Origin of the sequence: Streptomyces sp. NPDC005811, assembly GCF_040630405.1 — a bacterium.
GTDB lineage: Bacteria > Actinomycetota > Actinomycetes > Streptomycetales > Streptomycetaceae > Streptomyces.
In genome coordinates this window covers 54,096-77,757 of the sequence record NZ_JBEXXK010000039.1, presented here as the reverse complement: position 1 = coordinate 77,757, position 23,662 = coordinate 54,096, and the positions used below count along the sequence as shown (strand labels likewise).

General features: G+C 72.1%; 17 protein-coding genes and 1 pseudogene. 12 read left to right on the top strand and 6 right to left on the bottom strand.

Annotated elements, in window-relative coordinates; all coding sequences use genetic code 11:
* Positions 1 to 14: 14 nt before the first annotated feature.
* Positions 15 to 560, bottom strand: a complete 546-nt coding sequence (locus tag ABZ490_RS34350; RefSeq protein WP_358999094.1) for an NADPH-dependent FMN reductase — start codon at positions 558 to 560, stop codon at positions 15 to 17.
* A complete protein-coding gene (locus ABZ490_RS34345; protein ID WP_358999091.1) occupies positions 557 to 3,901 on the bottom strand; it encodes an ATP-grasp domain-containing protein in 3,345 nt (1,114 codons plus the stop codon). The genes ABZ490_RS34350 and ABZ490_RS34345 overlap by 4 nt, the downstream gene beginning before the upstream one ends.
* Positions 3,902 to 4,256: 355 nt before the next feature.
* On the opposite strand from ABZ490_RS34345, the gene ABZ490_RS34340 reads away from it, so the two are divergent.
* The 8 genes from ABZ490_RS34340 (at position 4,257) to trxB (ending at position 12,641) form a co-directional block, all read left to right on the top strand.
* A complete protein-coding gene (locus ABZ490_RS34340; RefSeq protein WP_358999088.1) occupies positions 4,257 to 6,182 on the top strand; it encodes a WD40 repeat domain-containing protein in 1,926 nt (641 codons plus the stop codon).
* Positions 6,179 to 6,811, top strand: a complete 633-nt coding sequence (gene ribA / locus ABZ490_RS34335; protein ID WP_358999085.1) for a GTP cyclohydrolase II RibA — start codon at positions 6,179 to 6,181, stop codon at positions 6,809 to 6,811. The genes ABZ490_RS34340 and ribA overlap by 4 nt, the downstream gene beginning before the upstream one ends.
* Entirely contained in the window at positions 6,808 to 7,779 is a 972-nt protein-coding gene (locus ABZ490_RS34330; RefSeq protein WP_358999082.1) for an SUMF1/EgtB/PvdO family nonheme iron enzyme, read from the top strand. The genes ribA and ABZ490_RS34330 overlap by 4 nt, the downstream gene beginning before the upstream one ends.
* A gap of 32 nt (positions 7,780 to 7,811) precedes the next feature.
* Positions 7,812 to 8,924, top strand: coding sequence for a pyridoxal-phosphate dependent enzyme (locus ABZ490_RS34325; RefSeq protein WP_358999079.1), 1,113 nt, complete (start codon positions 7,812 to 7,814; stop codon positions 8,922 to 8,924).
* Entirely contained in the window at positions 8,908 to 9,621 is a 714-nt protein-coding gene (locus ABZ490_RS34320; RefSeq protein ID WP_358999076.1) for a methyltransferase domain-containing protein, read from the top strand. The genes ABZ490_RS34325 and ABZ490_RS34320 overlap by 17 nt, the downstream gene beginning before the upstream one ends.
* A gap of 40 nt (positions 9,622 to 9,661) precedes the next feature.
* Complete coding sequence (locus ABZ490_RS34315) at positions 9,662 to 10,606, top strand: 2-oxoglutarate and iron-dependent oxygenase domain-containing protein (protein WP_358999073.1); 945 nt, start codon at positions 9,662 to 9,664, stop codon at positions 10,604 to 10,606.
* A 209-nt stretch (positions 10,607 to 10,815) separates the two neighbouring features.
* Positions 10,816 to 11,490: a serine O-acetyltransferase EpsC gene (gene epsC / locus ABZ490_RS34310; protein WP_358999070.1), complete on the top strand. Its 675-nt coding sequence runs from the start codon at positions 10,816 to 10,818 to the stop codon at positions 11,488 to 11,490.
* Positions 11,491 to 11,708: 218 nt separating this feature from the next.
* Positions 11,709 to 12,641 carry a thioredoxin-disulfide reductase gene (gene trxB, locus ABZ490_RS34305; protein ID WP_358999194.1) on the top strand — a complete coding sequence of 311 codons (933 nt, stop codon included), beginning with the start codon at positions 11,709 to 11,711 and terminating at the stop codon, positions 12,639 to 12,641.
* A gap of 109 nt (positions 12,642 to 12,750) precedes the next feature.
* On the opposite strand, the gene ABZ490_RS34300 is transcribed toward trxB, so the two are convergent.
* From ABZ490_RS34300 to ABZ490_RS34290, 3 genes and pseudogenes are all read right to left on the bottom strand, one after another.
* A complete protein-coding gene (locus ABZ490_RS34300; protein WP_358999067.1) occupies positions 12,751 to 13,098 on the bottom strand; it encodes a Fic family protein in 348 nt (115 codons plus the stop codon).
* A 326-nt stretch (positions 13,099 to 13,424) separates the two neighbouring features.
* On the bottom strand, positions 13,425 to 14,954 hold the full coding sequence (locus ABZ490_RS34295) for a UDP-N-acetylglucosamine 1-carboxyvinyltransferase (RefSeq protein WP_358999064.1): 1,530 nt from the start codon (positions 14,952 to 14,954) through the stop codon (positions 13,425 to 13,427).
* An 88-nt stretch (positions 14,955 to 15,042) separates the two neighbouring features.
* A pseudogene (locus tag ABZ490_RS34290) lies at positions 15,043 to 15,716 on the bottom strand (class I SAM-dependent methyltransferase).
* Between the two features lie 235 nt (positions 15,717 to 15,951).
* Between ABZ490_RS34290 and acnA the strand changes: the two are divergent.
* A complete protein-coding gene (acnA, locus tag ABZ490_RS34285; RefSeq protein WP_358999061.1) occupies positions 15,952 to 18,681 on the top strand; it encodes an aconitate hydratase AcnA in 2,730 nt (909 codons plus the stop codon).
* Between the two features lie 42 nt (positions 18,682 to 18,723).
* On the opposite strand, the gene ABZ490_RS34280 is transcribed toward acnA, so the two are convergent.
* Positions 18,724 to 20,019: a transposase gene (locus ABZ490_RS34280; protein WP_358999057.1), complete on the bottom strand. Its 1,296-nt coding sequence runs from the start codon at positions 20,017 to 20,019 to the stop codon at positions 18,724 to 18,726.
* Between the two features lie 168 nt (positions 20,020 to 20,187).
* Between ABZ490_RS34280 and ABZ490_RS34275 the strand changes: the two genes are divergently transcribed.
* The 3 genes from ABZ490_RS34275 to ABZ490_RS34265 all read left to right on the top strand — a co-directional run bounded on the left by ABZ490_RS34275 (position 20,188) and on the right by ABZ490_RS34265 (position 23,486).
* The gene (locus ABZ490_RS34275; protein ID WP_358999054.1) at positions 20,188 to 20,913 is read left to right on the top strand and encodes a response regulator transcription factor; all 726 of its coding nucleotides are present in this window, start codon (positions 20,188 to 20,190) and stop codon (positions 20,911 to 20,913) included.
* On the top strand, positions 20,910 to 22,424 hold the full coding sequence (locus tag ABZ490_RS34270) for an ATP-binding protein (RefSeq protein ID WP_358999051.1): 1,515 nt from the start codon (positions 20,910 to 20,912) through the stop codon (positions 22,422 to 22,424). Before ABZ490_RS34275 ends, ABZ490_RS34270 begins: the two co-directional genes overlap by 4 nt.
* 81 nt (positions 22,425 to 22,505) lie before the next feature.
* On the top strand, positions 22,506 to 23,486 hold the full coding sequence (locus tag ABZ490_RS34265) for an aminoglycoside phosphotransferase family protein (protein ID WP_358999048.1): 981 nt from the start codon (positions 22,506 to 22,508) through the stop codon (positions 23,484 to 23,486).
* Positions 23,487 to 23,662 lie beyond the last annotated feature (176 nt).

Here is a 23,662-nt window from a genome sequence, read left to right as displayed (position 1 = left end):
GGCGGTGAGGCCTTTCAGCTGAGGACGGGAAACGACGCGGGGGCCGAACGGAAGGACAGGAGTTCGCCGACCAGCACGTCGAGCCGCCGGTCGAGGAAGTCGAGGGGTTCTCCGGGGAGCAGGTCGGAGGCGGTGGTGGCGACATGGGTGGGCGCCGCCCAGCCGCTGAGCGCCCGGACGACGGTGCGCAGCTGGTCACAGGCGGTGCCTGCGCCACGCGGCCCGCCGCCCGCGGCGATCAGGCCGACCGGCCGTCCGGCCAGCGCGTCTCCGGTGAGGTGGTCCAGCGCGTTCTTCAGCAGCGCGCTGTAGGAGCCGTGATAGACGGGCGTGGCGAGCACCGCGCCGTCGGCGCGGGCGACGCGGGCCCGCAACAGCGCCGTCTGGCTGCCCGGCGGCGGGTCGTCGTAGTCCACGAGGGCGTGCGGCTCGCGGAACTCCACGGCCAGGTCGACCAGTTCGAAGCCGCTGCCGGCCCGGTCGATGCGCTCGCCGGCCCGCAGCAGGACCTCGCGGGTCACCGAGTCCTTGGCGGCGCTGCCGAGGAGACCGAGGATCATCGCCGTACCCCCTCGTCCGCCGGGCCGGTCACGACGCGTATCTCGCGCTCGGCCCGGGCCAGCAGCCGCATGAGCTCGGAGTGGCCGTCGTGGACGAAGACATGGGTGCTCACGCCGGTGCCGGAGAACGTCGAGGCGGGGACGGTCTCGCCGACGCGCGCCCGTACGGACCGGACGTGGGCGTACGGCGCCACCGCCGTGTCGTCGTACTCCAGCAGCCGGCCGCCGTCGCAGTAGTGCACGGTCCAGCCGGCGTAGGCGGCGACGGGCTCCCGGCGCCCGGTGAGCGGGTCCTCGCCCGCGTCGGCGAGGAGCTTGGCGTGGCGCAGGTCGACGCCGTCGGTGGCGAGGAACGCTTCCACGACGCCGGCGCCGCCGGGCCGGGCGGCCACCTCGCAGAAGGTCAGCCGCTCGCCGGTGACGAACGCCTCCAGGTGCAGCACGCCCGAGCGGACCCGCCAGGCGTCCACGACCTGCGCCAGCAGCCGGCCGGCCGCGGCCCGCACCGCCGGGTCGGCGACGCTCGCCGACGACAGGGGCCGGCCGCTGCGCAGAGCCAAGGTGTCGCGCTCGTACGCGGACACGTTCCACACCGGTTCGCCGTCCCGCACGACCGCGTCGATGTGGCACATCGGGGCGTCGACGAACTCCTCGCACAGTTGCGTGCCCGGTACGAACTCCTCGCGCAGCCAGGTCTGCAGGGCGGGCCAGGACGAGATGACGGCCACGCCCTGGGAGCCGGAGGCCGCCCGCGGTTTGAGCACGACCTTGCCATGACGGTCGAACATCTCCGTCACGTCCTCGGGGGTGTGGGCGAGCAACCCGTCGGCACACCGGATCCCGTGCCGCCTGGCGATCCGCTTCATGACGGCCTTGTCCACGAAACGCTGTACGTCCTCGGGCCGTTCACCCGGCACGCGCAGCAACTCCCGCAGCCGCGCCGCGGGTTCGAGCAGCCGTTCCGACATGGCGGCCACCCGGTGCACCGGATGCGCCGCGTGCACGGCACGGGCGAGGGCGTCCAGCGCGAGGCCGTCGCCAAGGTCGGTGCGCACCGTCAGCGCGGCGGGCCCGAACCCGTCGTCGGCCGAGGTCAGCACGCTCGTCCGGAAGCGGTCGGAGGGCAGTACGGGGGTCGTGCCGTCGGCCAGGGTCCAGGTGCCGGCCCCGAGCCGGTCGAGGAGCAGGACGTGCGTACGGTCCCGCTCGGCGGTGCGCAGGAGGAGCGCCTTCTCCAGCCGCGCCGCGGCCTCCCGCGCCGGTGCGCGACCATCCGCGACCACGGTGTGCCGCAACCGTAGGACGGCCTCCCGGCCGTCGTGGACAGCACCGGCCCCCATGAACACCTGCGCCCTGAACAGGCCGGGCCAGGCGCTCAGTTCACCGTCGGTGGTGGCCTCGACCACCCGGAAGCGCCGGGCGGGCGCCCGCACCTCCCGCTGCACGGCGACCGTCCCGCGAGCGGCCCCGCGCGGGGTACGGCCGAGGGCGATCTCCGCGACGGCGCAGACGACGCTGCGGGTGCGGGTGGCGTCGCACAGATCGACGGTCGCCGCGTCCAGGCCGGGGAGGAGGACGGGGGGACGGGAGGCGGGTGCGTGGGTGTCCGGTCCGGCGGTGGGGAAGACACAGCGCACCACCCCCTCCAGCCGGGCGTCGCGTACCGCGCGCACGGCCCGTCGGGCGAGCGACGCGCTCAGCCGCGGGGGGAGGCCCGAGGGGCACAGGCGGGTGTCCGGTTCCTCGTCGACGACGGTGAGGACGCGGACGTCGTCGCGGTGTGCGGCCACCACGACGGTGTGGCCGTGCGGTGGGGGAGCGGTGGTCGAGGCGGCCCGGGCGCCGTCGCGCAACTGCGCGGAGACGGGGGACGAGGAGAAGGTCAGGGCGGCCCGCACCGGCTCGGCGGCGTGCACGAGACGGGCGGCGGCCCGGATGTCCGCTCCCGGGGCGCTGTGCCACTGCCCGTGGTATTGCCGCCGCCACAACGCGCGCGCCGCGCCCTCGCCGTCCGGTCCCCCGGTCCACACCACGCTCAGCCGCGCGGTGACCGCTCCGAGGGCGGCGAGGATCCGTTCGACGGGGTCGTCGGCACCGAGCAGAAGGAGCAGATGGTCCCCGGAGGGGATGCCGTCGCCGGAGGCGAGCGGCTGCGGCGACCGGGCCGGCCGAGCCCGCGGCTCCAGTTCCAGTGAGTCCAGTATGCGCGCCGCGGCCTCGGCGGCTGTCCCTGCCGCCTCTTCGCCGGTGCGGCCCCGGGCCAGTACGTAGCCGAAGCGGTCGTGGTTGGTGCGCAGGGGCGGGACGTGGTCGCCCTGCTCGACGGTGACATGGGTCTCGATCACGTCCGGGGTGAGGGCGTCCGCCGGCTTCGCGCCGCGCACCACCGCCGCCACGGGGCTGTACAGCTGGTGCAGAGCGACGACCGTCTCCGCCGGGGCGGCCTCCTGGACCGGTTCCCCGACGGCCAGCGCCACCAGGTCCCGGGTGAGCGAGCGGCCCAGTGCCAGGGACATCTGACGGGTCACCACATGCCCGGCGACCCGCGCGTTGATCTCGATCAGCTCGGGCCCGGTGGGCGTGAGCAGCAGTTCGGCGTGGACCGCCGACGCACGGATACCGAGCGCGCGGACGGCGTCGTGGACGAAGGCGCGGGCCGCCGCCTCCTGGTCGATACGGGCCGGGAAGTGGCCGCCCAGCTCGGCGGCCTGGCCGGGCGGCGCCTGCAGCCGTTCGGCGAACCCGAGCAGCACCACGCGCTCGCCCTGCACCAGCAGTTCCGCGCTGATGTGCCGGCCGACCGCGTACTGCTCGACCAGTGCCCTCGGCGGCGCCCCGTCCCGTCCCGCCGGCACCCCGAGCACCTCGGCCAGCGCACGGGCCGCCACCGCCCGGGTCCACGCGACGGTCACGCCCACCGACCAGCCGCCCGCGGTGGGCTTCACCACGACGGGCAGCCCGATCTCGTCCACCGCGGCCAGCCCCTCGGCCTCGGTGGCGGCCACCCGCCAGTCCAGCGAGCCGACGGAGTGCTCCGCGAGTCGGGCGCGCACGGCGGCCTTGTCGCCGAGGACGCGTGCGGTGTCCAGCGACTCGTGCGGCACCCCGAGATCCCGGGCGAGCTCGGCCACGGCGTACGGATACACCTCGTCGCGGCCGATCACCCCGTCCGGCGGGGTGGGGCCGAGCTTTCCGCGCAGCCGCGCCGCGAGGTCTCCGGCGGCCGGGTTCGGCACTTCCACGAGGCGTGCGGCGCGCGAGGCGAGTTCGAATCCCGGTTGCCCGCGATAGGCGGCCAGATTCCCGGTGACGAAACTCACCTCGATTCCCGAGTCCGCCATTTCCGCGACCATGTCGAATCCGCGGACGGACGTTGTCTCCATCAGAACTATGTGCACGCCGCTCAGCTCCCCGTCCCGGTCGTCCTGCTTTTGCGGTCAGCGTCCGCCCGACCGCCGAACTCCTCAAGGAGACCCGGAGGAAAGGGTCAAGTAGCGTGCCTGAGCGGTCGCTTGCCCCCTTGAAGCACGTCACGGCCTGCTGTCAACAAGGCGGGCCGTAATACCGGAAGTTGCCGGATTGCGTGCCGCCTGCTCGCTGTTCCTCAATCCGCCCGCCTAGTTTCGGCGCTCGGCAGAGAAACCCATCCGAGCCATCCGAGCCACCCCGAGCCACCCGAGAAAAGGATGAGACGGCGTGCGAACCATTGATCTCCCGGCCTCCGGGCCAGGCCACTCGGCCCCCCTCACCCACGTGGGATTCAGGCCCGACGGAAAGCGCCTGGCCACCTGTTCGTACGACGGCACCGTGATCGTCTGGGACACCGGCGATCCCTCCCGCCCCGTTCCGCTGGCCCGGCTGCGCCACCGCCGCCTGGTCAACGCCTCCGCCTGGAACCCGGTCGACCCCGAGGTGCTGGCCACGGCATCGGCCGACAAGACGGTGGCGGTCTGGCGGGTGGACGCGCACGGCCGCGGCACCCTGAGCACCGTTCTGGCCCGGCACACCGACGACATCAACTCGGTCGCCTGGCTGCCCGACGGCGAGCGGCTCATCTGCGTTTCGGAGGACGGCCGCGCCACCCTCTGGTCGGCCGCCGACGGTGTCTTCCTCGCCGAGGTCGGCTCGCACGAGGCGCACTGCATGATGGTGTCCGTCAGCGAGCAGGGTCTGGTCGCCACCGTCGGCGAGGACGGACTGGTGGCCGTCAGCGACCCGGACGGCACCGCCGCGCCGGTCACCCGCCGCTACGACTCCTCCATCGAGGGCTGCGCCTGGTCCCACTCCGGCCGGCTGCTCGCCGTCGCCCGCGACGACGGCGCCGTCGACCTGCTCACCGCCGGCCTCGACCTGGTGCGCACGGTCCCCGTGTCCACCTCGGCGGCCCGCGCGGTCGCCTGGGCCGAGGACGACTCCTCGTTCGTCGTCGGCGCCTACGACGGCGCCCTGCACTGGTTCGACGTCGTGGGCACCCGACTGCACCGTGTCGAGGACCGACGGGTGTGGCCGCGCTCGGTGGCCGTCGCGGGCGGTGTCGTCGCGGCCGGCAGCTTCTGGAACGGCCCGCACCTGTACGACCTCACCACGGCCCGCGAGACCGCCGCCCCCGACACCCCCACCCACGGCCCCAACGCGCTCGCCCAACGCGGCGACGAACTGCTCATCGGCACCGACTCCGGTCTCGTCGTCGCCGTACGCACCGACGGATCCGGCACCGAGGGCACCGGGGCGGTCCGCACGACCGTCCTCACCGACGGTCCGATCCTGTCCCTGGCCGTCGACGGCGACACCGTCTGCGCCGGCACCTACTCCGGACACGTTCTGCGCCACGACGGCACGACGCTCACCTCCAGCCCCGGCCTCGGCGCACCCGTCCCCTCCCTCACCGTCCACGAGGGCATGCTCGTCGCCGGCACCTACAACGGCGAGTTCCTCCTGCTCGACCCCGGCACCCTCGACGTACTCGAGCGGATCGAGGCGCACGACGGCTCCGTGAAGTCGCTGACCGCCGTGGCCGGAGGGTTCCTGTCGGCGGCCACCGACCGCACCGTCGAGGTGGGCGGACCACGCGGGCGCAGCAAGCTGTGGGAGCACGGCAACCTCGTCAACGCGGTCGCCGCGCTCGGCGCCGAGGCCGCCGCCAGTGCCTCGCGCGACCACACAGTCAAGGTCGGCCGGCTCGTCCGGCAGGCCGACGGCGGCTGGCGCGCCGCAGACGTGCAGACCCTGCTCGGCCCCGACGAGTCCGTCAAGTGCGTGGCCCTGCTGGGCGACGCCGAGCGGCCCGTCGTGCTGGCCGGTTCCTACGACTTCGGTCTGCACGCCTGGCAGGTCGACTGGGAGGACTCCGCGGCCACCCTCGCCTCCGGCCGGGTGCTGGCCGAGTTCGCCCAGGGCCTGTCCTGCATGCTCCGGCTCGCCGACGGCTCGGTCGCCGTGGCCGGCTGGGACGGCCGCGTCCTGGTCGTCGGCCGCGACCGGGCCGGCCGCCCCGAGGTGCGGACCTCGCTGCACCTGAATGAACTGCTCACCGCCGGCGCGACAGAAGGTCGTACGACACAGGGCCGTACGACACAAGGCCGTACGACGGAAAACCGTACGACAGAAAGCAGGGCCGCATGAACCCGCTCACCACGCTGCCGCACACCGCCTCGGTCCGCGCCCGCGTGCCCATCACCCTCGACCGCGCGGCCGGCCGGCCGGCCGAACTCGTCACCTTCCACCAGCTGCCGGACGCGCAGGAGCACGTCGCCTGCGTGCTGCCGTACGCGCCGCGCAGCGTGCCCCTGGTACGGCTGCACAGCGAGTGCCTGACCGGCGACGTGTTCGGCTCCGCCCGCTGCGACTGCGGGCCCCAGCTGGACGAGGCGCTGACCGCGATGGCCGCCGAGGGCGGCGTGCTGCTGTACCTGCGCCAGGAGGGCCGTGGCATCGGCCTGTACAACAAGCTCGACACCTACGTCCTGCAGGACCAGGACATCGACACCTTCCGCGCCAACCGGATCATCGGGCGCGGTGAGGACGAGCGCGACTACCGGGCCGCCGCCGCGATGCTGCGGGCGCTGGGCCTGACCCGCGTCCGGCTGCTGACCAACAACCCCGACAAGGTGGCGCAGTTGCGCGAACTCGGCATCCGGGTCGACGCCGTGCTGCCCACTGCTGTCCACCTCACCCCGCACAACGAGCGCTACCTGTCCGCCAAGGCCAAGAGCGGGCACACCCTGGCGCTGCTGAAGGAGGCCAGCGCATGAACCTCGAAGACATCGCCCGTTCCCCGCACTTCAAGGAGCAGGCGGACCTCGCCGCCCCGGACCGGGTGCACAGCTTCCGGCGCCCGCGTGTGCGTCCCGACTCCGCGGACACCCTGCGGCTGGCCGCCGCTGTCGAGGACCCCGAGCTGCCGCTGGCCGCACGGCTCGCGGCCGGCAGCATGCTGGCCGTGCTCGGCGACCCGCGCATCACCCCCGTCCCGCGCACCTGCTTCGTCCCCGGCGCCACGGTCCCGATCGGGCTGCCCGCCGAAGAGGTCGGGTACGTCACCCGGGCCTGGGCGGACAAGGGCGTGGTGGAGTCCTGGATCGTCAAGGAGACGCCCGAACACACCGTGGAGGTCGCCGACTTCTGGATCGCCCGCTACCCGGTGACCAACGGCGAGTGGCGCGACTTCCTCGCCGACACCGGCCTGGAGGACCGCCCCACCACCTGGTACCTGGGCGCCTACCCCTGGGACCGCTCCAACCACCCGGTGGCCGGCATCCGCGCCGAGCACGCCGACCACTACGCGCGCTGGCTGAGCGACCGCACCGGCCACCCGTGGCGGCTGCCGACCGAGGCGGAGTGGGAGTACGCGGCCAAGGGACCGGAAGGACGTCCCTATCCGTGGGAGGGCGGGTTCGACCCGGAGGCAGCCAACACCCGGGAGTCGGGCGTGCACACCACCACCCCCGTCGGCGCCTTCCCGGCAGGACAGGCACCGTTCGGCGCGCACGACATGGGCGGCAACGTGGAGGAGTTCACCGCCGACGACTACGTCCCCTACCCGGGCGGCGAGCACATCGCCGATCACCTGGTCGAGACGATGGGCACCTACCGCGTGGCCCGCGGCGGCAGCTTCGCCCGCTTCGGCGACCTCACCCGCACCCGCCGCCGCCACGGCGCCTTTCCCGGGCCGCTGTACCCGGTGGGCTTCCGGCTGGTCACCGGCGAGCGCCCGTCATGAGCGGGACGCTGAGGACCGGGCCGAGGACGCCGGTGGCCACGGACACGGCGACGGCCGGCGCGGCGACACTGCCGATGCCCCCGGCCCGGGCCGGCCTGGCGCCCCTGGCGCCCGGACTCGCCGGGATCGCGCGGGCGCTGGCCGTCCGTGCCCCCGACCGGGCCGGCATCGAGGCGGCCTTCGCCCCGCTGGAGCGGCGGGCGCTGCGGCTGCTGCCGCGGCTGGCCACGCTGCGGCCCGCGGTGGGGGCCACTCCGCTGGTGCCCGTGCCCAGCCGAGGCGGGCGGGGCACCGTGTGGCTGAAGACGGAGGCCGCCAACCTGACCGGCACCGTCAAGGCCCGTACCGCGTACGCCCTGTTGTGCGCGGCGGTGGCCCGGGCCGACACCCGCGACGTGCGGCTGGCCGAGTACTCGGGCGGTTCCCTCGCACTCTCCCTCGCGGAGATGTGCGCGGGGCTCGGCATCGACCTGCACCTGGCCGTGCCGCACGGCTCGCCCGAACGTCTCGTCGGCACCCTGCGCAGGCACGGCGCGCGGGTCTCGTACGGGTCCAAGGACGCCGGCTTCCTCGGCGCGATGGAGGAGGCCGTACGCATCGCCGCCCGCGAGGAACGCCGGCTGCTCCTGCAGCACTGCGCCCCCGAGGCGGTCGCCGTGCACCGCGAACGTACCGGCACCGAGATCACCGCCCAGCTCACCACGGAAGGCGTACGGCCCCTCGCGCTCGCGGCGGCGGTCGGCTCCGCCGGCACGCTCGTCGGCACCGCGCAGGCCCTGCGCACCCGCTGGCCGGGCTGCCTGGCCGTCGCCGTCTTCCCCGCGGAGGCGCCCTACGGCGACGGCCGCGCCCCCGACGGCGCCCGCCGCATGAGCGGCACCGGCGGCCTCGGCCACGGCCTGAAACAGCCGCTGCTGGCCCCGTACGAGGACGACTTCACCTTCGCGCGGACCGGCTACGCCGAGGCGCTGGACGCCATGCGGCACCTGCTTCGCGCCCAGCAGGTCGCCGTCTCCAGCAGTGCCGCGGGCGCCTGGCTCCACGCGTCCCGCATCGTCGACCAGGCTCCGCGCGGCAGCCACGCGGTGGCCATCGCCGCCGGCCGCGGAACAGCTGAGGAGTGGGCCCATGCCGCCGACCACTGACACACCGGCCGCTGACACACCGGCCACTGACACGACGGCCACCGGCATCCCCGCCGGCTACCGCGCCTACCGGCGGGTCGTCGCCGACTCCTTCGGGAACTGGTACGGCGAGGGCCGTGACTCGTGGACCGGAGCCGAGACCAACGACCAAGTGACCCGGTTCGCCCTCGCCCAAGCGCCCGTCGCCACCCGGCCCGGGCGCCGTCGGATCCTGGACGTCGGCTGTGGCCGCGGCCGGCAGACCACCGAGCTCGCCGAAGGACTCGACGCCCACGCCACGGGACTGGACCTGCTGGACGTGTGGGACGTCCCGCCGCCCGCACGCGGCGAAGTCCGCTTCCGCCAGGGCGACTTCCTGGAGGTCGCGGAATCCGGCCTCGACCTCGTCGTGGACAACGGCTGCCTGCACCACCAGCGCCGCGCCGACTGGCCTGTCTGGGCCGCCCACGGCGCCGGCCTGCTGCGCCCCGGCGGCGTGCTCGTCGTCAGCGTGTTCCTCAGCCCCGACGGCGAGATCGCCGAGCTCCCCCTGGCCGACGGCCGGCTGAACTGGTGGCTGACCGAACAGGCCGTCACCGACCTGTACACCGGCGCCGGGCTCACCCCGGCGGACCGCCTGGTGATCGACCGGAACTTCCGGTACCAGGGCCACTGGCTCGAGTACCTGGCGCTGTCGTTCCGCAGAACCGACGGATGACCTCCGTCGCCGTGACCCGTTTCCCGTGAAGGGACCGACCATGCTCAAGGAAATCGACCTGGAACGGCCCGGCAGCCGGGAGCACCTGCGGGCCGCCCTGCGCGACGGGTTCTTCCTCGTCCGCAACACCGTTCCGGAAAGCCTCCTGGACGAGGCGTACGCCTTCCTGCGCGCCTTCTTCGCGCTGGACGCCGACGCGAAGAAGACATGCCGGACACCCGGCAGCAACGGCCAGTCCGGCTACACCCCGCCGCTGGTGGAGCACGCGGAGAAGGGCTCGGTGCCGGACTGGAAGGAACTCTTCCACTGGGGTGCGCCGCTGCCCGGGCACCATCCCCTGCGCGTTCGCTACCCGGCCCGCTACCCCGACCCGTACTTCCCCGACCACCTGGTGCCCGGCATCGGCTCCGCGCTGCGCGAACTGCACCTCCGCATGCTGCGCTTCCAGCACGACGTCGTACGGGCCCTCGCCGACGCGCTGGGCGCCCACCCCGACTACTTCGCCGACATGCTGGAGGACGGCCCCGTCGTCAACCGGGCCACCTGGTACCCGCCGATGGACCAGGCCCCCTCCGACCGCCATATGTGGGCGGTGGAACACCAGGACTTCGACCTGATCACCGCGCTGCCGAGGGCGACCGCGGCGGGCCTGGAGGTCCTGGTCGACGGCGAGTGGACAGCCGTGGACGCCCCGCCCGGCCACGCCGTCGTCAACGTCGGCATGGTCCTCGACCGCCTCACCAACGGCCTGGCCCGAGCCGCCGTCCACCGTGTCGTGGCCCGCCCCGGCCAGCAGGAGGGCCGCCTGTCCATCGTCCAGTTCTGCCACCCGGCCCCCTGGACGACCCTCACCCCCCTCCGCGTCCCGGGCGCCGAAACGGCGCCCCAACGCTTCGCCACCCTCACCGCGGACGAACTCTTCCAGCGCACGATGTACCGCATCAACCGCCTGGACACCCCGCCCGTCCCGGCCACGGCACGATGACCGGCGCCCACTCGCCCCGGGCGACACGAACGAGAACTCCGCTTCCTCCCGTACCCGACAAGGCACCCACCACGAAGCCTCCGGCGCGCCGCGGGGTGCCGGGCGCGGACGGCGTTGTCGGTGGGTCGGCGAGGGGCGGGGCCCCGGTCCTGCGGGGGCGCCGGCCGGTGGCCGGTCCCGGTGGGCCGCTCCGGGACCGCGCCGATCCGGTGAGGCCCGACTCCCCTCGGCCGCGGCGCGGTGCGCCCCGTCGTATCCGCCGCGCCCTCGATGCCGTCCGCCGCCGCCCCCGTACCCCCCGACCCTTCGCCACCCCCTCCCTCCTCTCCCTCCTCCGGCTGATCCGCGAGGATCTCCAGGCGGTCCTCGACCGCGACCCGTCCTGCTCGGGCCGGCTGGAGGCGCTGCTGCACGCAGGCTGGCAGGGGCTCGCCCTGCACCGGCTGGCCCACCGCCAGTACACGCGCGGGCGCCGGCTGCGGGCCGCCGCGCTGACCCGTTCGGCCCGGGTGCTGACCGGCATGGAGATCCACGCGGGTGCCCGTATCGGCCGACGGGCGTTCATCGACCACGGCTTCGGCGTCGTCATCGGTGAAACCGCCGTCGTCGGCGACGACGTGACGCTGTATCACGGCGTCACTCTCGGCTCCCGCGGCTGGGTGCGCGACAGCGACGGCGCCAGACGACGACACCCCGTCCTGGGCGACCGCGTCCTGATCGGCACGGGTGCCTCGGTGCTGGGCCCGGTGACGGTGAGCGACGGCTGCCGCATCCCCGCCCACGCCCTGGTCCTGCACGACCTGCCGACAACCGCCGCCCCCCGCCGGCCCACCCACGGCACCGATGGCCCGCCCAGGTCCGCCGGCTCGCCCCCGCACCCCTGAAGCGCCCTCGCGAGTCCCCGCAGCCGAACCGGCGGCCCGGTCCTCGCCGCGTCCGCCACGCCGGCCGCCCGCAGACGGTCGAACGAACCTACGACCCAAACCGCTTCTTTCACCTTCACCCAGGCCGTCAACTGATCGGCCCGCACCCCCCGCCCCCCAACGGACCCGCCCCGACCGAAGGACCCGCCTTGACCACCACCAGTACCCCCGCCGGCGGCATCGTACGCGACACGATCGTCATCGGCTCCGGCCCCGCCGGGTACACCGCGGCCCTCTACACCGCCCGTGCCCAGTTGAACCCCCTCGTCTTCGCCGGCTCCCTCCTCGTGGGCGGCGCCCTGACCACGACCACCGAGGTGGAGAACTTCCCCGGCTTCCCCGAGGGAGTCCTGGGCCCCGACCTGATGGACCGGATGCGCGAGCAGGCCGAACGCTTCGGTGCCGAGATCGTCGACGACGACATCACCGCCGTCGACCTCACCGGCCCCGTCAAGACCGTCACCGACTCCACCGGCACCCGGCACCACGCCCGCACGGTGATCGTCGCCACCGGCTCCCAGCACCGGAAACTGAACCTGCCCCGCGAGGACGAACTCTCCGGCCGTGGTGTCTCGTCCTGCGCCACCTGCGACGGCTTCTTCTTCAAGGACCGTGACATCGTGGTCGTGGGCGGCGGCGACACGGCGATGGAGGAGGCCACCTTCCTCACCCGCTTCGCCCGGTCGGTGACGGTCGTCCACCGCCGCGACACCCTGCGCGCCTCGAAGGTCATGCAGGACCGCGCCTTCAACGACCCGAAGATCGGCTTCGCCTGGAACAGCGAGGTCACCGCCCTGCACGGCGAGGGCCGGCTCACCTCCCTGACCCTGCGCGACACCGTCACCGGCGAGGACCGCACCCTCTCCGTCACCGGCCTGTTCGTGGCCATCGGCCACGACCCCCGCACCGACCTGTTCAAGGGCCTGCTCGCCCTGGACGATGCCGGCTACATCAAGGTCGACCACCCCACGACTCGCACCAGCCTCCCCGGCGTCTTCGCCGCGGGCGACGCCGTGGACCACCTATACCGCCAGGCCGTCACGGCGGCGGCCACCGGCTGCGCAGCCGCCCTGGACACCGAACGCCACCTCGCGGCAACCACCGCCGACTGAAGGGGAGTTCCCGCAGCGATCCCCGCCTGTGGTCCGTCCGCTCCCATAGGCGGGCCACAGACAGTGCGACAAGCAACCGTCAAAGCAGCCATCCTCGGAGTGACGGGCGTCAGTACGTGGTGACCAGCTCGTCGAGCAGCTGCTCCAACAGCTTGTTGTCACCGAGGAAGCTCTTCACCGAGGCGTCCTCGTTGCGTTGAGGGTCCATGCCCGACCAGTTCAGGGTGTATCCCGCGTCGGCGCCGAGTTGGGCAAGGAACGCCCGCTGGGCACGGCCGTTGCCCTCGCGGAACGGGTGGAGGACGTTCAGGTCGCCGTACAACGTGGCCAGTTGGATGACGAATTTCTGCCGGGGGAGATTCCGCAGATGACTGCAGGAGGCGAGACGACCGAAGACCTCTCCGGCATAGGGCACCAGGTTTCTCGCCGGGCAGAACGGTGTGCGCTTGGCGTCCACCGATCTGCACCTTGGGGGGAGCCCCGCGACAGTCTCGCGCGCGCGTCGCTGATGGTGAGGTGGGTGGGGGCGGGTTCGTCAGGCAGCGCGCCGCTGAGAAGGAACTCGCCGTCCACCGCACCCATCTGAGCACTGGACTTTTCCGGTTCTGAGCCAGTCATCGGCCCGGGACTGTCTCGCCCACATCAACACCCACCTCGACCTGATCAACTACGTCTTCCGCGACCAGGACGACGCCCCGACCTAGCCTGACGAGGCGCGCCCGGGTGATGTCCGCTACAGGAGTGTCGTGCCCCTCGTCTCCCGGGGGCACGACACTCCACCGCTCAGATGTCCCGGAAGATCTCGATCTGCGCCCCGATCGAGTTCAGGCGTTCCGCCAGGTCCTCGTAGCCGCGGTTGATGACGTACACGTTCCGCAGGACGGACGTGCCCTCCGCCGCCATCATCGCCAGGAGGACGACCACGGCCGGGCGCAGGGCCGGCGGGCACATCATCTCGGCGGCGCGCCAGCGGGTGGGGCCCTCCACCAGGACCCGGTGCGGGTCGAGGAGCTGGAGGCGGCCGCCGAGGCGGTTGAGGTCGGTGAGGTAGATCGCGCGGTTGTCGTAGACCCAGTCGTGGATGAGGGTCTTGCCCGAGGCGACGGCCGCGATGGCCGCGAAGAACGGCACGTTGTCGATGTTCAGGCCGGGGAACGGCATCGGGTGGATCTTGTCGATCGGCGCCTCCAGCTTGGAGGGCCGCACGGTGAGGTCCACCAGCCGGGTGCGGCCGTTGTCGGCGACGTACTCGGGCGTGCGGTCGTGGTCGAGGCCCATCTCCTCCAGGACCGCCAGCTCGATCTCCAGGAACTCGATGGGGACCCGGCGCACCGTCAGCTCCGACTCGGTGACGACGGCGGCGGCCAGCAGGCTCATCGCCTCCACCGGGTCCTCGGAGGGCGAGTAGTCGACGTCGGTGTCGATGTCCGGGACGCCGTGCACGGTGAGCGTGGTGGTGCCGATGCCCTCGACCCGCACGCCCAGGGCCTCCAGGAAGAAGCACAGGTCCTGGACCATGTAGTTGGAGGAGGCGTTGCGGATGACGGTCACCCCGTCGTGCCGGGCGGCGGCCAGCAGCGCGTTCTCGGTGACCGTGTCCCCGCGCTCGGTCAGCACGATCGGCCGGTCGGGGCGTACGGCGCGGTCGACGACGGCGTGGTACTGCCCCTCCGTCGCCGCGATGTCCAGCCCGAACCGGCGCAGCGCGATCATGTGCGGCTCGATGGTCCGCGTCCCCAGGTCGCAGCCGCCGGCGTAGGGCAGCTTGAAGGAGTCCATGCGGTGCAGCAGCGGGCCGAAGAACATGATGATCGACCGGGTGCGTACGGCGGCGTCGGCGTCGATCGCCGCCATGTCCAGGTCGGCCGGCGGCACGATCTCCAGGTCGACGCCGCCGTTGATCCAGCGGGTGCGCACCCCGATGGAGTTCAGCACCTCGAGCAGACGGTAGACCTCCTCGATCCGGGCGACCCGGCGCAGCACCGTGCGCCCCCGGTTGAGCAGCGAGGCGCACAGCAGCGCGACACAGGCGTTCTTGCTGGTCTTGACGTCGATGGCACCGGACAGCCGACGGCCGCCCACGACCCGCAGATGCATCGGGCCCGCGTAGCCCAACGAGACGATCTCACTGTCCAGTGCTTCACCGATGCGAGCGATCATCTCAAGGCTGATGTTCTGGTTGCCGCGCTCGATCCGATTGACGGCGCTCTGGCTGGTGTTGAGCGCCTCGGCCAACTGTGCCTGTGTCCAGCCACGGTGCTGCCGGGCATCACGGATGAGCTTGCCGATGCGTACGAGGTAGTCGTCTGCCATGAGGCTGAGGTTATCTCAGATATGAGATGGCGCCTCTTGAGGGGTCCGTTCGGGTGACTTCCCGTCAACGGCCCCGTCGACGGCCCCGTCAACGGCCCCGTCGACGGCCCCTGCGCCACATCCTGATCCCGGTCGGCGGGATGTGCTCGGCGAAGCGGCCGTCCGGGTTCTGTCCCCGCAGCGTCGCGCGCAGGTCGCGCTCGAAGTCGGCGAGCCGGTCGCCGAACAGGTGCGGCGCCGCGTCGGACCGGGAGAACGCCCAGGCCACGAGGTCGTCCGCGGTGCGGATCACGACCTGTCCGGCCGGTACGACCAGCCGGCCCGCGTGCGCGAAACCGGCCCCGGCGAAAATGGCGTCCTCCCCGCCCGGTGTGCCGTCGGCGCGTCCTTCAGGTCAACGATGTGGACGAGCGTGCCGTCCGGCTCCGGCATCCCCGGCGCGGCGGCGGCGACCTGCTCGCGCCCGGTCCGGTGGAAGGACTGCGCGAACGCCACGACCCGGAGCTCACCCAGCCCGGCCGGCAGCTCCTCGGCCCGGGCGGCCACCCAGCGCGCGTCGGTCACCCCGTCCCGGGCGGCCCGTCGCGCGGCCTCGGCCGGCATGTCCTCGTCCGGGTCGAGCCCGACCGCCCCGGTGAAGAACCGGGCCGGCGGCAGCGTCACGGTCCCGGGCCCGCAGCCCACGTCCGGCAGCCGCCCCCGTTCGTAGTGGGCCGCGCTCCCCTGGAACAGTGTCCTGTCCCACTGCCACCCCTCGGGCATGCCGACCCCCCTCGTCGCGAGAGAGCCTAGAGGGGGGCGACGGTGGGTGTGACGAGCCCGGGCATGACCATCCAGCCCCCATGTACTAGAGTTATCTCGACATCGAGATATCTGCCGAGGCGCACCGCAGCCGCCCGGATCACCGGTCCGGTAGTAAGGGTTACCTAACTTAGCCTGACCTCAGCGGATCGGCCAAGCCCGCGTGGCGGCAGGATGCGGTGGTACGCGCACATCAATGAAGGAGACCGTCGTGTCGGCGAACAGCTTCGACGCCCGCAGCACGCTGCAGGTGGGCGACGAGTCGTACGAGATCTTCCGCCTGGACAAGGTGGAGGGCTCGGCCCGACTCCCCTACAGCCTCAAGGTCCTGCTGGAGAACCTGCTCCGCACGGAGGACGGCGCGAACATCACCGCCGACCACATCCGCGCCCTCGGCACCTGGGACTCGCAGGCCCAGCCCAGCCAGGAGATCCAGTTCACGCCGGCCCGCGTCATCATGCAGGACTTCACCGGTGTGCCCTGTGTCGTCGACCTCGCCACCATGCGTGAGGCCGTCGCGGCCCTCGGCGGCGACCCGGCGAAGATCAACCCGCTCTCCCCGGCCGAGATGGTCATCGACCACTCCGTCATCGCCGACAAGTTCGGCACCCACGACGCCTTCCAGCAGAACGTCGAGCTGGAGTACGGCCGCAACAAGGAGCGCTACCAGTTCCTGCGCTGGGGCCAGACCGCGTTCGACGACTTCAAGGTCGTCCCGCCGGGCACCGGCATCGTCCACCAGGTGAACATCGAGCACCTCGCGCGTACCGTCATGGTCCGTAACGGCCAGGCGTACCCCGACACCCTGGTCGGCACCGACTCGCACACCACGATGGTCAACGGCCTCGGTGTGCTGGGCTGGGGCGTCGGCGGCATCGAGGCCGAGGCCGCGATGCTCGGCCAGCCGGTCTCCATGCTCATCCCGCGCGTCGTCGGCTTCAAGCTCACCGGCGAGCTGCCCACCGGCACCACCGCCACCGACCTGGTGCTCACCATCACCGAGATGCTGCGCAAGCACGGCGTCGTCGGCAAGTTCGTCGAGTTCTACGGTGAGGGCGTCGCCGCGACCTCCCTCGCGAACCGCGCCACCATCGGCAACATGTCGCCGGAGTTCGGCTCCACCGCCGCGATCTTCCCGATCGACGACGAGACCCTGAACTACCTCCGGCTCACCGGCCGCTCCGCGCAGCAGGTCGCGCTCGTCGAGGCGTACGCCAAGGAGCAGGGCCTCTGGCTGGACCCGAAGGCCGAGCCGGACTTCTCCGAGAAGCTGGAGCTCGACCTCTCGACGGTCGTCCCGTCCATCGCCGGCCCGAAGCGCCCGCAGGACCGCATCGTCCTCGCGAACGCCGCCGAGCAGTTCAAGAGCGACGTACGCAACTACGTCGCCACCGCCGACGAGGCGGGCGAGGAGTCCTTCCCGGCCTCCGACGCCCCGGCCGCCAGCAACGGCGTGCCCACCAACCCGGTCACCGTCACCGCCCCCGACGGCTCGACCTACGAGATCGACCACGGCGCCGTCACCGTCGCCGCGATCACCTCCTGCACCAACACCTCCAACCCGTACGTCATGGTCGCCGCCGCGCTGGTGGCCAAGAAGGCGGTGGAGAAGGGCCTGACCCGCAAGCCGTGGGTCAAGACCACGCTCGCCCCGGGCTCCAAGGTCGTCACCGACTACTTCGACAAGGCGGGCCTCACCCCGTACCTCGACAAGGTCGGCTTCAACCTCGTCGGCTACGGCTGCACCACCTGCATCGGCAACTCCGGCCCGCTGCCGGAGGAGGTCTCCAAGGCCGTCAACGACCACGACCTCGCGGTCACCTCGGTCCTCTCGGGCAACCGCAACTTCGAGGGCCGGATCAACCCCGACGTCAAGATGAACTACCTGGCCTCCCCGCCGCTGGTCGTCGCGTACGCCATCGCGGGCTCCATGAAGGTGGACATCACCCAGGACGTCCTCGGCACCGACCAGGACGGCAACCCGGTCTTCCTGAAGGACATCTGGCCCTCCGAGGCCGAGGTCAACGACGTCGTGGCCAACGCCATCGGCGAGGACATGTTCAGCAAGTCCTACCAGGACGTCTTCGCCGGCGACGCCCAGTGGCAGGCGCTGTCGATCCCGACCGGCAACACCTTCGAGTGGGACCCGCAGTCGACGTACGTCCGCAAGCCCCCGTACTTCGAGGGCATGACGATGGAGACCACCCCGGTCTCCGACATCACGGGCGCCCGTGTCCTCGCCAAGCTGGGCGACTCGGTCACCACCGACCACATCTCCCCGGCCGGCGCCATCAAGGCCGACACCCCGGCCGGCACGTACCTCACCGAGCACGGTGTGGAGCGTCGTGACTTCAACTCCTACGGCTCGCGCCGAGGCAACCACGAGGTCATGATCCGCGGCACCTTCGCCAACATCCGCCTGCGCAACCAGATCGCGCCGGGCACCGAGGGCGGCTACACCCGCGACTTCACCCAGGCGGACGCGCCGGTCTCCTTCATCTACGACGCGTCGCAGAACTACCAGGCCGCCGGCACCCCGCTGGTCATCCTGGGCGGCAAGGAGTACGGCTCCGGCTCCTCCCGCGACTGGGCCGCCAAGGGCACCGCGCTGCTCGGCGTCAAGGCCGTCATCACCGAGTCGTACGAGCGCATCCACCGCTCGAACCTCATCGGCATGGGCGTCCTGCCGCTCCAGTTCCCGGCCGGCCAGTCCGCCGACTCGCTCGGCCTGACCGGCGAGGAGACCTTCTCCATCACCGGCGTGACCGAGCTGAACGACGGCACCACCCCGAGCACGGTCAAGGTCAGCACCGACACCGGCGTCGAGTTCGACGCGGTCGTCCGCATCGACACCCCCGGCGAGGCGGACTACTACCGCAACGGCGGCATCATGCAGTACGTGCTGCGCAGCCTGATCCGCAATTGATGTGCCCCTTGGCGTGAGCGCCTAGGGTTCCGGCCGTCGCCCTCACCGGGCGGCGGCCGGTGCTGCACGCATCCGAGCACCACTTGCGGGGTCCCTTGCCTCGGGATGGAGACTGCGCGTGCTCTTGGTAACCGTGTCGCCCATCCGGCGTGCACGGGCCTCGATTTCGACCGAGGCGACGCGATCCGCGTGGTCGATGTGTCCGCAGTGAACACATGCGAATTCTCGTCCACAGCGGAGACGATTCCTGGGATCGCGTTTCTTGCAGGAAGGACATGTCTGGGACGTTCCCTGAGGGGGAACCGGGCGAAGATCACTTCCGTACAGCGGGCACTTGTAGGCCAATTGGCGGCGTCGTTCGCCGGGAGCGTTGTCCAGGACTCCTCTGGTGAGCCCCGCTTTCTGCTTCCTGTTCCTGGTGTCTGCTGTTGCTCGAGATCGGCTGGCCGAGGCAGTCATGTTCTTCACACGCAAGTCTTCGATTCCGACGAACCCGTGGTTCTTGGAGAGGTCGGTGGTCAACTTGTGGGTGAAGTCGAGTCTCCTTCGGGCCTGCCTGGCTCGGAGTGCTCCGATCGAGGCAATGGTGCGTGCCAGTCGATTCGAGCGGGCGCCACGGTTGTGCTTCTCGGCGTAGGTGAGCTGGCGTTCCTTTCGTTGTTCCAGGGCTGTGAGGCGTTTCTCCTCCCCAACTGTCAGCGTGGGGTGCATGAATCTTCCCGTGGACTCGGTGGAAATCCATGCAGAGATGGATACTCCGAAGTCGACACCGCAGCCGGGGCCTCCGTTGGGGGCGGCAGGCTTGCTGCCGGAGTGCACTCCAAGGGAGACGTGCCATCCAAGTCCGTCACGAGCGATCGTCGCGTTGCGAACGGTTCCGCCCAGTGCTCGGGAGAGCCGGATGCGCAGCCAGCCCAGAACCGGGAAGCGGACGTCCGCCCAGTGTCTGTTGAGCTTGCGGAACTGAACGGCCTGGCCGGTGAAGGGGATTCCCATCCGATCGCCACGGTGCTTGAAAACCGGAGTGCCCGCCGGATGATCAGGATTGGCCATATTGACGAAGGCCCGGTCAAGGCGGCGCAGGATCTGTTGCCCGGACTGTGCCGGGAGGTCACGGATCCAGTTGACGGACGGATCGGGGTCATTGCGGATCTCGGTCAGCAGGACACACTGCTCCGCAGACCACACCCAGCTTCCGTCATGCTTGCGGCCGACCATCAGACGGTGGTCCAGGGCGAGGTTCCAAAGCGCACGCGCGTCATGACCCCAGTCGATCAGGATCTGCTCCTGATGGGCGCGCGGGTAGGCTCGGTATTTCCGTCCGATATCCGCCCTCATGGTTCCCCCCTCTTCTGCCGTTGAGCTGACTAACGTCAGGGTGGCGAACGGGTTACGGGATGTGTGTGCGATCCTCGACCGATCGGCCGGGGGTCCACGTGTCGAACTCCTCGGGTGCACACATTCGAAGCACAGGCTTTCCTCAGTCAACCGGGACACGATCGGGACATGACTGGCATCTCCGGTAACCGAGGCGGACGGATCCGCGTCCTGATCGTCGACGACGAACCGGCGCTCACCGAAGTGCTGTCCGTGGCCGTCACCGAGGCCGGCTGGCACCCCTATCCGGCGCCCGACGGGCACAGCGCGCTGCGCGAGGCCCGCCGCTGCGCCCCGCACGCCGTCGTCCTCGACGGCATGCTGCCCGACCTGGACGGCATCCAGGTCCTGCGCCGGCTGCGGTACGAGAACCCCGAGCTGCCCGTCCTCATGCTCACCGCCCGCGACGCCGTCGAACACCGCCTCGACGGACTCGGGAACGGCGCCGACGACTACGTCACCAAGCCCTTCTCCCTCCAGGAGGTCGTGCTCCGGCTGCGCGGACTGCTGCGCCGCTCCGGCGCCGAACGCGTCCGCACCGACGACTCCGTGCGCGTCCTCGGCGATCTGACGGTCGCCGCCGAATCCAGAGAGGTGCACCGCGGCGGCGCCGCCGTCGCCCTCACCGCCAAGGAGTTCGACCTGCTCCGCCTGCTCATGGAGCACCCCCGGCAGGTGCTGAGCAAGGCCCAGATCCTCGACCGGGTCTGGAGCAGCTCCTTCGACGGCGGCGGCAACCTCGTCGAGGTGTACATCTCCAGCCTGCGCCGCAAGATCGACCGGGGCCGCGCGCCCATGATCCACACCGTGCGCGGGCTGGGATACGCCATCCGGCCGGTGGAGGACGGAAGATGAACGCCCACCGCTTCGGGGGCCGTTCCCTGCGCACCCGGCTCCTGCTCTTCATCACCGCCGTCCTGATCGTCGTCTGCGCCGCGATGGCCCTCACCACCGTCTTCGCCCAACGCGCCTACCTGCTGGGCAACCTGGACGACCGGGTCACCAACGCGGCCGAACGCAGCCTCGGCGGGGCCTCGCTCCACCCGGACCTCGCGAGCGATCTGACCTTCCTCAACGAGAGCGGCCACCCGGCCGGCATGCTCGCCGCCCGGCTGGACGCCGACGGAAACGTCCTCGCGGCCGCGACCGTGGGCCAGGACGCCCCGCCGCAGCGGCTCAGCGACGCCCAGACGGCGGTGCTCTCGGGCGTCAGGACCGACGGAAGGTTCCACGACCGGACCGTCCCCGGCCTCGGCACCTATCGCATCACCGCCCTGCAGAACCACGGCGTCCGCGTCCTCACCGGCCTCCCGATGGACGACGTCCAGGACATGATCGGCGGCCTGGTCGTCATCGAGGCCGTCGTCGCCGCCGCGGGCCTGACCGCGGCCGGGGTCGGCTGCGCCGTCGTCATCCGGCGCCAGCTGCGCCCCCTCGGCAGGGTCGCCGCCACCGCCGTCGAGGTCTCCCACGCGCCGCTGTGCCGGGGCGAGGTCGCCGCGCTCACCCGGGTCCCCGAACGCGACACCGACCCCGGCAGCGAGGCCGGCCAGGTCGGCGCCGCCCTCAACCGCATGATCGACCACGTCGAGTCCTCGCTCGCCGAACGCCAGCGCAGCGAGGAACAGGTGCGCCGCAGCGAGGAGCGCATGCGCCGCTTCCTCGCCGACGCCAGCCATGAACTGCGCACCCCGCTCGCCTCCATCGCCGGCTACGCGGAACTCATGAACCGCGGCACCGACCGCATCGAACCCGGCCTGGCCTGGCGCCGGGTGACCGCCGAGTCGGCCCGGATGACCGGACTGGTCGAGGACCTCCTGCTGCTCGCCCGCCTCGACGAGGGCCGGCCGCTCCAGTCCGCCGAGGTCGACCTCGCCGCGCTGGTCGCCGAAGCGGTGTGGGACGCGCGGGCCGCGGGCGGCGGCCACGACTGGCAGCTCGAACTCCGCCTGGACGCCTCGCCCCTGGTCCTCGGCGACGAGGCCCGCCTGCACCAGGTGGTGGCCAACCTGCTGGCCAACGCCCGGGTGCACACCCCGGCCGGCACCCGGGTGCTGGCGACCGTGGAGGCCCGGGACGGCCTCGGCACCGTCCGCGTCCGCGACGACGGCCCCGGCATCCCGCCCGAGCTGCTCCCCACCGTCTTCGAGCGCTTCACCCGCGCCGACACCTCCCGCGCCCGCGCCACCGCGGGCACCGGATCCGGCCTCGGCCTCGCCATCGTCGCCGCGATCACCGCGGCCCATGGCGGCCGGATCCGCGTCCGGAGCGAGCCCGGCCGCACCGAGTTCACCGTCGAACTCCCCCTGACCGGCGACCTGGGCGCCGACGCCCTGACCTGGAGTTCCCGGGCCTCGCTGCGGTGAGAAACGGCCGGGCGGCCGGCCGCGCCGATCAGTATCCTGGTGCGCCGATCTTGGATACGGCGGCCGGAAAGGTGTCCCAGCATGCGGAACACGGGCGACTTAATCGCGGATCTGTACGGACTCGGCCCCGGCCCCTGGACGATGACCCCCGTCACCCGGGGCGCGCTGGGCCGGATCTGGAAACTGTCCGGGAACGGCTCCGACTGGGCCGTGAAGGAACTCCTCTTCGCCCGCGAGGAACCCGACGTCGAGGGCGAGGCCACCCTGCGCGACACCGCCGCGGGCCTCGGCGTCTCCGCACCCCGCCTGATGCCCGCCCGCACCGGGTCCCATGTCGCGCGGCTCCCCGCCGAGCGGGGCGGCTCCTGGCTGAAGCTGTACGACTGGGTCGACGGCGCCCCGGCCGATCCCGCCGCACCGGCGCTGCTCGACTGGTGCGGCCGGACCCTGGCCCTGCTGCACCGGGCGGGGGAGGGCACGACCGACCGGCCCGTCGACTGGTACGAGGAGTGCTACCCGGAGGACGACTGGGCCGACCTGCACGACCGGGTCCGCCGGGCCGGCCCGCCCTGGGCCGAGGCGCTGAGCCGGTGCGTCGCGGGCCCCCTGCCGGAGCTGACCCGCTTCGTGTCCCCGTCCGACCCCGCCGACCTGGTCGTCTCCCACCGCGACGTACAGCCCCAGAACGTCCTGCTCACCGGGGCCGGCCCGGTCCTCCTCGACTGGGACAACGCGGGCCCGGTCGCCGCCCGCCGTGAACTCGCCCATGTCGTGTTCGTGTGGTCGGGCGGCAACGCCTTCCGCCCCGCGGCGGCCCGCCGGCTGTTCCGCGCCTACCGCGAGGCCGGCGGCCCCGCCGTCCTCGACGACCTGACCTCCTTCTCGATGCTCTTCGCGACGGCCCTGAACTACGTGTACGTCCAGGCCGAGTGCGCGCTCGACCCGGACGTCACCCCCGACCGGCGCGCGTTCGCGAGCGACCAGACCGCCACGGCATTGCACACCGTCCCCGACCCGTCCGCGGTGTCCCGTTTGCTGACCGAACTCAAGTCCGAGCACTGACAGACCGTTTACAAGTCGGCCGTACGGCGCTACCTTCCGCCACAGGCGAGGTGGGAGCGCTCCCATCATGGGCCCCGACGGACCGGAACCCGCCGGGGACCCATGGGGCCGCTCCTGCCTCGCGCATCCGCACCCGCAGCACCCGCACCCCGCGCCATCCACCCCCACGTGCACGG